This window comes from Arthrobacter sp. Cza30 (assembly GCF_059090765.1).
The window spans coordinates 1-10,166 of record NZ_JBNHGA010000017.1 but is presented as its reverse complement, the minus strand read 5'-3'; the positions used below and the strand labels follow the sequence as shown (position 1 = coordinate 10,166).

Here is a 10,166-nt window from a genome sequence, read left to right as displayed (position 1 = left end):
GAGGGCATCGGCTCATTGCGCAACAGCGTCAAGAACGAGCTGCGCTAACGCGCGCGGAAAGACCAGAGGCGAAGAAATGACCAACGACCTGTTCAAAGCAAGTTTCAAAAAAATCGCCCCTGTTGGAGTCCGGTTATGAGTCATTCGAATTCGGCCATAACGGTTACAAGAGGCGGCATGCCCGACGATTCATTGGGCGCGGACAGCGGACTTCCGGAGAAGCCCGCCCCGAAGAAAGCCCGAACGCGAAAGAGACCTTCCATCCTTCAGGTCGTTGGGTGGGCCCTTCTAGCTTGGGTCTTTATTGTTCCCGTAATCATGCTCATCAAGGGTGCCATAACGACTTCTCCCTTTGAGGAGAGCCAAGGCTGGACATCCGATGGCGTCGCTAATTCGCTAACAGATGCCAGAACGTGGAGTGCCCTTGGTTCCTCCTTCCTGTATGCGTCAGGCGTGACCATCCTGGCCCTGACCGTTGGAATTTGGTTCGCCATCGTCGCCTCTAGGTTCGACGTGTGGACACGCCGTTTTATCACGCCGGTGATGATACTTCTACTGGCTATTCCCACCACTTTCTATTCGCTGTCCTGGGTCATGATTGGAGGCGGGGATGCTGGATTTATCGCTCAGGTTGCCCAAGCGGTCGGTCTCGGTGACATCGTGCCGGCCTTGCCGGTCAGGTCGTTCGGGGGCCTCATCACCGTCACCGCAATGAAAGCGAGTGCGGGAGCCTACCTGCTTCTGCTCGGGCCGTTTAATCAGCGAAGCCGAAGCCTCGAAGAAGCGGCCCGCGTTTCGGGTGCGAGACCGACCCGAGCCATGCTGGGAGTCGAGCTTCCGCTCCTGTTGCCAGCAATCGGGGCAACGACGATCTTTACATTTGTGCTCGGCCTGGCAGCATTCGATACGCCCGCCATGATAGGTATGCCGGTAGGTATTCAAGTCATGTCAACGCACATCTATGGATACCTGCAGGCACCGTTTGGTGCAGACTACGGATCGGCTAGCTCGGCGGCGCTGCTCCTCGTGGCAATCGTAGTTCTTCTGGTTCTGCTCCAAACACAACTAACTCGCCGACGCTCCTACACGACAGTTAGTGGCAAAGCAGCCCAAACGAGTTACAGGCGGCTAAACATACCTGGTCGCATCCTGGTGAACGCATCTGTTGTCCTATTTTTTCTCGTTGCTATCGTCCTTCCGTGCATACAGGTGGTCCTGGGCTCTTTTCAATCGTTCTTCGGCGTAGCAAATTACAGCCTTTCTAACTACGAAGAAGCGATAGACAATTCCAGCGTTATGTCTGCCATCGGAACAACACTGTTTGTTTCAATTGTCGGCGGTATTCTGACTGTCGTGTTGTCATTCGGGGTTGCCCTCGCCTTTACCAGGCTCTCTGGCTTTCGGGCGACTTTCATTCGAGTAGTCTCTTGGATGCCTGCTGCATTGCCCGGTATCGTACTCGGCTTGGCTCTGGTTTGGACGTATACAAGCTTTCCAATTGTCGATCGCCTATTTGGGACCCAATGGTTAATGCTAATTGGCCTCGTGACATTCGCCGTTCCGCTCGGATTGCGCGCCATGGAAGGGGCAATTGGTCAAATGTCAGTGTCCCTCGAGGAGTCCGCCCGTATATCGGGAGCCAAGGCGTACCAAGCGTACCTCCAAATCACTGCCCCTCTTATGTGGCGGAGCATGCTGGCTGCCTTTGTCCTGGTGGCGGTGTCAATTTCAGGTGTCCTGGACGTCCCCCTCATTATGAGTTCGGCCGGCACAGAAACTGTGTCCACCATGACGTTTCAGCTCTACAACACCGGACAGATACCAATGGCGGCAGCTATCTTCTGCCTTTTCTTTGTCGTTCTTGGACTAGTTACCGCCGGCATTCTCTTGGCCGCTGCAGTTATTGCTCGACTAACCTCAAGTATCCAAGGGACGGAAACCAGCAAAGGTGCACAAACACAAGGAGTCTCAACAGAATGAGTACGGTAAGAGTCAAAGGATTGCAAAAGAAATTTGGAAGTTTCACTGCTTTTGATGGCCTCGATCTCGATATAACGAGTGGGGAAGTCGTCTGTTTGCTGGGGCCGAGCGGATGTGGTAAGACAACCTTTCTTCGCTCGATCGCTGGCTTGGAAACCCCGTCCAAGGGACAGATCGAAATTGGAGACAGAGTGGTCTTCGATAGTGACTCCCAAGTTGTTGTTCCTCCTGAGAAGCGTCAACTTGGGATGGTATTCCAGGACTATGCTTTATGGCCCCATATGAGTGTCGGTGCGAATATCGCGTACCCGTTGCGGCGTACGAAGGCGCCCAAAGACACGATGAACAGCCGAATCGACTCGGTCCTCGACATAGTTGGCCTGAAGCACCTGAAGGGCAGGTTCCCGGGGTCGCTCTCGGGAGGCCAGCAGCAGCGTATTGCGATTGCTCGTGCCTTGGTTGCGGAACCGCGTCTGCTGCTATTCGACGAACCGTTGTCGAACCTCGATGAGCACTTACGGGTTGATATGCGACATGAATTACGTGCCCTCCATCAAAGGCTTGGGACCACCGTCCTTCACGTCACCCATGACCAGGGAGAAGCAGGAGGTATCGCCGACAAAATTGGAGTCATGTTCGATGGGAGTATCTTGCAGTTCGGCACTCCTGATGAGATTTTCAATCGGCCGACAACCTTGGAAGTGGGACAGTTCGTTGGTTTCGACCTTCATATGACAGCGCGTGTCTCCGATGCGAGAAACGGCGAGGCTGCGGTTGTTCTGGAGGGTACGCAAAGCCGAGTTGTTTGTACTTCCCCTACGTTCTTGTCCGCCGGTCAGGACGTCGACGTCATGATTCGAAGCGCGACGTTGCGATTGGCCAGGAAGGGGGACGCGCACGGATCTACTAATTCATTGGCTACGGGAAGAGTCGTTAACATTATCCCGTTGGGAGGAGAAAACGAGGTTGCTGTGACGACAGATAACTTTGGAAGAATCGCGGTACCGATCAGGATTTCGGAGTCTTCTAAGCTAAATCTTGGGGATGAAATCGACATTTTTGCAGATACTGAATCTGTTATTGCGCTACCGATGACTGTGAAGCCGTCCGCGCCATAAGCGCTCACCGCAATGACAATCCATCTCCGATATTTCTACTAAAGCAAAATATTAGTGCATCTATCAAACACAAAGAAGGGAACAAAGATGTTCGCTAAACCAGGGAACATGGCAAGGACACTAGGAGTGGCATCAGCCTCCTTCCTTGCGCTGACTCTCGTGGCCTGTGGAAACAACGCGGGTGATGGCGCCGCAGCAAACTTAGGCGCCGACGCCAAGGAGCTTTATGACCTCGCACGGGAGGAAGGGGGGCTGAACATCTATGGGATGGCCGGTCCTGAGGTTGCTCCGTTCTTCGAATTGTTCGAGGAAACATATCCGGGTGTTGAAGTCACCGGCACCGTCATGTGGGGATCGGATACGGACACTCGCCTTGAGGGGGAGCACAACGCACAGGGCTTCCAAGGTGACGTTCTCTGGACGGGTGTGACTGACCTTAGCAAGTACTCGGAAAGGGGCTGGTTGACCGGAGATATCGTCCCGGAAGGCATGGACCTTCCTGCAGGCGAGATCGGTCCCGGTGGGGAGTGGGTAAATCCCCTCTTACAGGTGTACCCCGTGCTCTATAACACCAAGCTTGTGCCGGAAGAAGACATTCCAAAGACATGGGGTGACCTCATGCATGAGCAATGGAACGGAAAAATTGCTATCGGAGATCCGTCCGTCAGCAACTCCAGTTCTCAGAGCTTTAACACACTGATGACAAACAATGTCATCGACGAAGACTGGTTGCGTGACTTTGAATCCACAGTTAATCCCAGCATTTTCCCCAGCAACGCGAACGCAATTCAGTCAGTCGCGACCGGCGAATCAGCTATGCAACTTAATACGGCGTATGGAGGCGCCATCGCTGCAAAGGAAGACGGTGCTCCTGTCGACATCGCCTGGCTCAGTGACGGAACGGCCACAGCGCCGCTGCCCATGGCGATGCTAGTCGATAGCCCGAATCCCAATGCGGCAAAATTGTTCATCGAGTTCGTTTTCTCGGACGAGGGACAAGCCGCTATTGCTGAACACCTGCTATACCCCGGTGTGATGGAAGGCGCACCCATGCCTGCGGACACACCCACTCTTGAGGAAATGGCCGGAAAGCCATTCCCGCCCATGGACCAGATTAAGAATGAGTTCCCGGGCAGGCTTGCACTGTTTGGCGACATATTCAACTGATCGGTAGCAATGAATAGCTCGTAGCCTATTTTGATGGGCGTTTGAGCTGGATTGCATCTTCGCGGCGATCGTCTCCGACATGGAGGCGATCGCCGCGCCCCAAACACGTTTGAAAGGAAGGGGAAACGCGATATGCATAGCACCGACCCGCGGTATGACGCACAGGTGATCGTTGTCGGCGGAGGACCCGTCGGAGTCAGCCTTGGTGTCGAACTGGGATTGCGTGGTATCGACGCACTCGTTATCGACGAACGGGAACTTGCTTCCATGACTCGAGGGAAGGCCGGGGGCTGTAACGCAAGAACATTCGAGCATTTCCGTCGCTGGGGGATCGCCTCAGAGGTTCGGCGACGAGCACCGGTTCCGGTGATGAAGACAGACGACATTGCCTTTGTTGATCGACTCACTGGCAACCTGCTCGGCCGGATAAGCGGCGCTAAGAATGGTATTGGCCGGAAGGATGTGGCCGCCGAAAACTTCCAGGCGATCCCGCAGGTGGTGATCGAGGAAGTCCTCCGAGAGAAACTCGATACCCTGCCGGCAGTAAGTTCTTTGTTCGGCTGGAAGGTCGAGGATGTCAAGCAGTCCGACGAATCTGTTACGGTTAGTGCTCGCCACAGGGAAACCGGCGACGTCCGCGAACTGAGTGCACAATTCCTCGTGGGCTGCGACGGTACGCGGAGTGTGGTCCGCGAGCGGGTTGGGATTCAACAGACCGAGGCCTTCGACCTGTCACTAAATGCAAATATCACTTTCAAAAGTTCAACTCTGAGCCAGCTCCATGACAAGGGGCCGGCGTACATGTACTGGTTCATGAACCCGGACGTTACCGGACAACTGGGCCGCCGTGATAACAACGACCTCTGGGCCATGCAAGCCGACTACCTAGACGGTAAGTTCCCCGACGATGAGATCGATGCCGATGCCCTCATCAGAGCAGCTGTAGGTACGGACTTTGAATTCGAGGTCGAATCCATTTCGCCTTGGTGGGCCAATACGTTTATCGCGAACAAGTATCGGAATGGTCGTGTTTTCCTTGCCGGTGACGCGGCGCATTGTCACCCGCCGTCGGGCGGTTACGGCATGAACCAGGGAATTCATGATGCTGTGGACCTGGCTTGGAAACTGGCAGCTGTCCTGTCCGGGTGGGGCGGACCGGACCTCTTGGACTCTTACGAGGCCGAGCGACGCCCAGTTAATTACCGAATTGTCAACGAAGCGGTTTACAACTGGGTAAATAGCGGGCCCAAGTACGTGTGGCCATTAATGGAGGACCGTACTCCTCAAGGGGAACGGGTACGGAAGGAGTTGGGCGAAGAAGTTACGGCGAAACGCCGCCGGCAATTCGACGCGCTCGGTCTTATCCTCGGATATGCCTACAACAACTCTCCCATTACGGTCGATGATGGCACGCCGCCGCTCGAAGAGGCCGTCATCCGCTACGTGCCGTCAGACCGGCCCGGCTCACGCGCGCCCCACGTTTGGCTCGACAGCGAAAACGATTCCCTGTTTGATCACTTTGGTAGCGAATTCACCATCCTGGTAAAAAACGGGGAGGCGGATGTATCGGGGCTCGTTACTGCGGCCCGGCACCGCGGCGTCGATTGCAAGGTGGTGCCTCTGACTGATAAACGTGCCAAAGAACTATACACGAAAGAGCTCACTTTAGTACGTCCCGATCAGCATGTGGCATGGCATGGAAACTCGCTTCCCGACCCTGCAGCCCTGTTGTCGCATGTGTGCGGTGACAACGCGGCCGGCTCGACTACGGCGGAGTCGCATGAGCAATCAGTGAAGAGTCATGTCTAATGACTGAACACGATTGGGCCATCTTTCTCATTCGACTGCTCTTGGCGTTTATTCTGTTCCGCCACGGAACGCAAAAGCTGTTTGGATGGTTTGGAGGAGGGGGAATCGCGGGCGCGACAGAGGTCATGTCCTCAAGACGGTTGAAACAACCAAGACTCGCCGCTATGGCCGCAGCGGGAACGGAGGTTCTTGCAGCTGTCTTAGTGCTTCTCGGCTTGGGTACGTCACTCGGGGCCCTGATGGTGATATCGGTGATGGCAGTGATTCTCTTGACTACGCCACGTGATCGACCCCCGGGGGCAGTCCAAGCATGGGAACTCCCCGTCGTGCTTCTTGGGCTCGGTAGCGTCGTGGCCATCGGAGGGGCGGGCGAACTCAGTCTCGACGAAACCCTAGATGTGTGGACGCCCCCCGCCCCCGTTACCATCCTTATCGTTTTGGCCGGAGTAGCTTTGGCCGGGCTATTCCTCGCTCTCTTCAGGAGCAAGGCGCCGGTGTCAAGGTAGTTTCTACAACAGTGCTCTGCCCGGCTACAACAGGCCGCTTGGCCGGCCGAGCCAGCATGCCGCCGGCTGGCCGTCCTGAGAGAGCAGACGTCCGACACGCCGGCTACAGGGGTTGCAGGAGTTTGGCGGCCCGGACCGACGGTAGTGGGCTGGGCCTCAGTACGTCGAGCCGCTTCTGCAGCGCTCTGACAGGACTCGTTTAATGGCTGGCTGGGTGATCCGTGGCGTCGCAGACGACCGAACCATCTCATCCTCGTCCGCCTGCCTCGACTGGAAGAAGGAACCAGCTCAAGCTCCGGGAGACCGAATCTTTGACCTCGCCGTTCGCCGGGCAGGGGAGTTGACACAGTCGCGGCTGGAGGAAGCGACTGAGGGACTGCGTGATGATCTGCTGGGCCCTTCAAGTATCATCCACGGTTTGGCCGAGACGGCCTTCGAGGAGGAGCGCAGGGTGAAGGCTCTAGCGGACCTGCTCGGCGGCCACGTTCTTGCGGCCCAGATCGGCGCGAACGGACGGGCCACCGGATTGCTCAGCGAGATTGTAGGGGGTGACGGCCAGGGAGGGATCGTCGCGGTCATAGCCGAGCATGATGGGCTCCCGGGGATCGCCACGATTGTGGACACAATGTCATTGCCGTCATGGGCGCGGGGGCCTTCCTTGCCCTCAGTGCGCTTTTGAAGGATGCCGGAGCCTTCAACGGCCGTTTGTCCTGCTCGGCACCTCCGGAGGAGGGGCATTGTGGCAAGGAGCCGACGGCGAGGCTGTGTGCGTCCGAGGGCGTGGACGCCGCGCCCATGACCCAACCGTACGGGCATGGCCTGGCCGAGAGTTTCTGGCGGCTGCGGAGCCGAACTGGCCCGGGACCCGCCCCCGGCCAACCTGCGGGTTGGCAGCAACGATACGCTGACGCGCCGGTGGGCCCTCGCCCAACAACACCGTAGTCGGAATCCATTCCCCTCGGCGTGGCAGACGAGAGCATCCGCAGCCTCAACCGACTACAGCAAAAGACCCGGCACGATTCGACGTCATCATGGCCTCGAAATTCTTCGGCGATATCCTTTGCGATCTTGCGGCAGGCATTGCCGGAAGCCTCGGAATCGTGCCCTCAGCCAACTCTAACCCTGGAACGCGAATTCCCGTCCATGTATGAACCCGTACCTGGTTCGCCAGACATCGCTGGGCAGGGCATAGCTAATCCGCTCGGTAGCATCTGATCAACCGCCATGATGCTTGAAAACCTTGGCCACCCTGAAGTTAGTGCCGATGTGCTCAACGCGGCTTTCGGCGTTCTCGCCGAGACCCCGGTTCGCACACGGGATATTGGTGGAACAGCGAAAGCAGAAGGGTGCTCGTCGGTAGGTCCTGGACCGTTTGGGGGTTCTCAGCCTCAACTGAACCACCACCACCACCACCACGACGCCGCGGTTGCGGTGCGGCGGACGGTGAGCGGACCGCTGCGCCGCGGACCAGGTGAGCTGCTCGGTTCCTGGCGCAAAGCGGGGATAGTGTGTGGAATCTTCGGTCTCGGTGAAAGCAGGCCGCCCTTATATGTGGCGGGTACTGTTGCGACTCACTGTGAGGACGACCAGCGGTATGAGGACGGCGATTACGAGGAGCGACAGAATCGAGAAGCCGGTCGTAACCAAGAGCGGTCCCGCGGCGAAGGCTGCCGTCGCGCCGCACAGGTTTGAGAGGGCGTCTACACCTCCTTGAGATGATGCGCGGGTCTCGTGAGAGATGACGGTACTGAAGAGTGCAGAGGCAGCGACATTCACAAACGACCAGCCCACGCCAAGAAGGACAAGGGAAGCAATGATCCCCCCGGTGTCGTCCGACTTAAGAGCCCCAATGGTGAGCGAGATTAGGAAAATGACTATTCCTATACTGATCGTCAACCTGTGGCCACAGCGGTCGGCGAGGAAGCCTACCACTGGTGACAGGGCGTACATTCCGGCGATGTGGAGGCTAATGGTGATGCCCACCGTCGTGATCGTACCGCCACGGTGGGCAATGTGAACCGGAGTCATAGTCATGATGGTGACCATGACGATCTGTGCCGTGAGGATCGCGATAACGGCATAGCGTGCAGCCCGGTTCAATTTCAGCTCAGCTAGGATCCGTTGGATCCTTCTCGGTTTCTTCCCCGTTTGCGCCGTGGGTATCGCTGTTGCCTGTTGCAGAAGTAGGAGCGGGTCGGGACGCAGCCAGACAAAAACGATCAGCCCAGCCAGCCCGAGGCACACGGCAGCGATGAGGAAAGCACCGGCATACACGTTCAGCCCCGTTACGCTGCCGATCATCTCACCGGGCACGCCCAAGTTCGGGCCGAGTACCGATCCGATCGTTCCGAGCCAAACGATCAAAGCAATCGATCTGCCCTTTCGATGCGGTTCGGCCAGGTCCGCTGCGGCAAACCGAGCCTGAAGACTCACCGCTGAGCCTGCTCCAATCAGCAGTAAACCGATGAAGAGCGGAACGACCAGGTTGCCTTGGGCTGCGATTACGAGGATGCTACTGCCGCCGGCAGCGGCCCACCATCCGCTGGCCAACGCGAATCGTCGGCCGAAACGGGCAGCGACATTCCCCAATGGCAAGCCCAGGAGAGCAGCGCCCAGGGTGCTTGCGGTACGCGCGAGACCGGCCCAAGCTTCATTATCGGTTACTTCCTCTGCCAATAACACCCCGATCGATGGGGCGATTCCGACACCGACAGTGCCGATAACCTGCATCAACACCAGCACAACCAGCACTCGCCGCTGCAGCTGCGCGGCCGTCCGCGGTGCTGAGGCTCCAAGAGGAACTTCGGTGGTGGATGGAGAACTTGCCTTGGTCATTTTTTGCGGTCCTAGGCTATGTCGATCCGGAGCAACAGCGGTGTCGATGGTTATACGAGAACCTGAATGGCCGAGGGCAGATCATCCGTATGTAGAGATGGATGGTGATACGGACAGAGCGAATGCTGACGTTTTGCAACTATCTAGTGGCGCTCGACTCGGCATTACACCCTTCGCACGAAGGCGATGCCGCACGTCGAGGTATTGCGTGGTAGTGCCGGGCAGGGGGGTAAGCCGCTTCCAAGGTGCATCAGGACTTGATAACCGAGAACCCCAGGACAGTCGATGCGAACCGGCCGCCTTGACGCTGGAGCGGCCTTTATCTTCAGGAACAAACAGAGTTATACGCACCGATGTTGACGATCCAGTCGAACAGGCGGGTGCCTAGTGCGTGGTCTCACGGAACTCCTCTCGCAACGAGAAAGCTCGTGAATCGCAGGCAAGCATTCCAGTCGCCAAGTGATGCTACATATCGAAGCAAGGACGTCGATTATTGACTATATCACCGCCGCCCAAGCCTATTGTCAAGGGATCCTGAAAGGTTGTGCAGGCGGGTCAGGCGGCTGCATGGCTACGCGAACCGGGTAAGCACAACCTCTCCAACCCCGCGTCCTCGAACTCCTCGGTGGACACTCATGAGACAAGGGTGCGCAATTTTTCGAATAACGGGTTGACAGAACCGTTATGTGTGCAAATATTGGTGTCAGTGTTCTGGTGAGGAAAGGAAAATGATGACTTCGAGAGTTGCACG

The 10,166-nt window shown here is 57.1% G+C and carries 8 protein-coding genes; 6 read left to right on the top strand and 2 right to left on the bottom strand.

Features of this window, described 5'->3' with window-relative positions; genetic code table 11:
* The first annotated feature begins 453 nt into the window (after window positions 1-453).
* From AC5RVZ_RS32100 to AC5RVZ_RS32080, 5 genes are all read left to right on the top strand, one after another.
* Window positions 454-1,980, top strand: coding sequence for an ABC transporter permease (locus tag AC5RVZ_RS32100; RefSeq protein ID WP_494069643.1), 1,527 nt, complete (start codon window positions 454-456; stop codon window positions 1,978-1,980).
* A complete protein-coding gene (locus tag AC5RVZ_RS32095) occupies window positions 1,977-3,098 on the top strand; it encodes an ABC transporter ATP-binding protein (RefSeq protein ID WP_494069642.1) in 1,122 nt (373 codons plus the stop codon). The genes AC5RVZ_RS32100 and AC5RVZ_RS32095 overlap by 4 nt, the downstream gene beginning before the upstream one ends.
* A 126-nt stretch (window positions 3,099-3,224) precedes the next feature.
* Window positions 3,225-4,265: an ABC transporter substrate-binding protein gene (locus tag AC5RVZ_RS32090; protein ID WP_494069641.1), complete on the top strand. Its 1,041-nt coding sequence runs from the start codon at window positions 3,225-3,227 to the stop codon at window positions 4,263-4,265.
* A 132-nt stretch (window positions 4,266-4,397) separates the two neighbouring features.
* Window positions 4,398-6,074: an FAD-dependent monooxygenase gene (locus tag AC5RVZ_RS32085; protein WP_494069640.1), complete on the top strand. Its 1,677-nt coding sequence runs from the start codon at window positions 4,398-4,400 to the stop codon at window positions 6,072-6,074.
* On the top strand, window positions 6,074-6,580 hold the full coding sequence (locus AC5RVZ_RS32080; protein WP_494069639.1) for a DoxX family protein: 507 nt from the start codon (window positions 6,074-6,076) through the stop codon (window positions 6,578-6,580). Before AC5RVZ_RS32085 ends, AC5RVZ_RS32080 begins: the two co-directional genes overlap by 1 nt.
* A gap of 460 nt (window positions 6,581-7,040) precedes the next feature.
* On the opposite strand, the gene AC5RVZ_RS32075 is transcribed toward AC5RVZ_RS32080, so the two are convergent.
* Window positions 7,041-7,169, bottom strand: a complete 129-nt coding sequence (locus AC5RVZ_RS32075; protein WP_494069638.1) for a hypothetical protein — start codon at window positions 7,167-7,169, stop codon at window positions 7,041-7,043.
* Window positions 7,170-7,527: 358 nt separating this feature from the next.
* Here AC5RVZ_RS32075 and AC5RVZ_RS32070 point away from each other — a divergent pair, with 358 nt between their 5' ends.
* Window positions 7,528-7,731: an isocitrate/isopropylmalate family dehydrogenase gene (locus tag AC5RVZ_RS32070; RefSeq protein WP_494069644.1), complete on the top strand. Its 204-nt coding sequence runs from the start codon at window positions 7,528-7,530 to the stop codon at window positions 7,729-7,731.
* 394 nt (window positions 7,732-8,125) lie between these two features.
* Here AC5RVZ_RS32070 and AC5RVZ_RS32065 read toward each other — a convergent pair whose 3' ends face one another.
* Window positions 8,126-9,415 (bottom strand): MFS transporter, encoded by a 1,290-nt coding sequence (locus AC5RVZ_RS32065; RefSeq protein ID WP_494069637.1) that lies wholly within the window; start codon window positions 9,413-9,415, stop codon window positions 8,126-8,128.
* Between the last annotated feature and the right edge of the window lie 751 nt (window positions 9,416-10,166).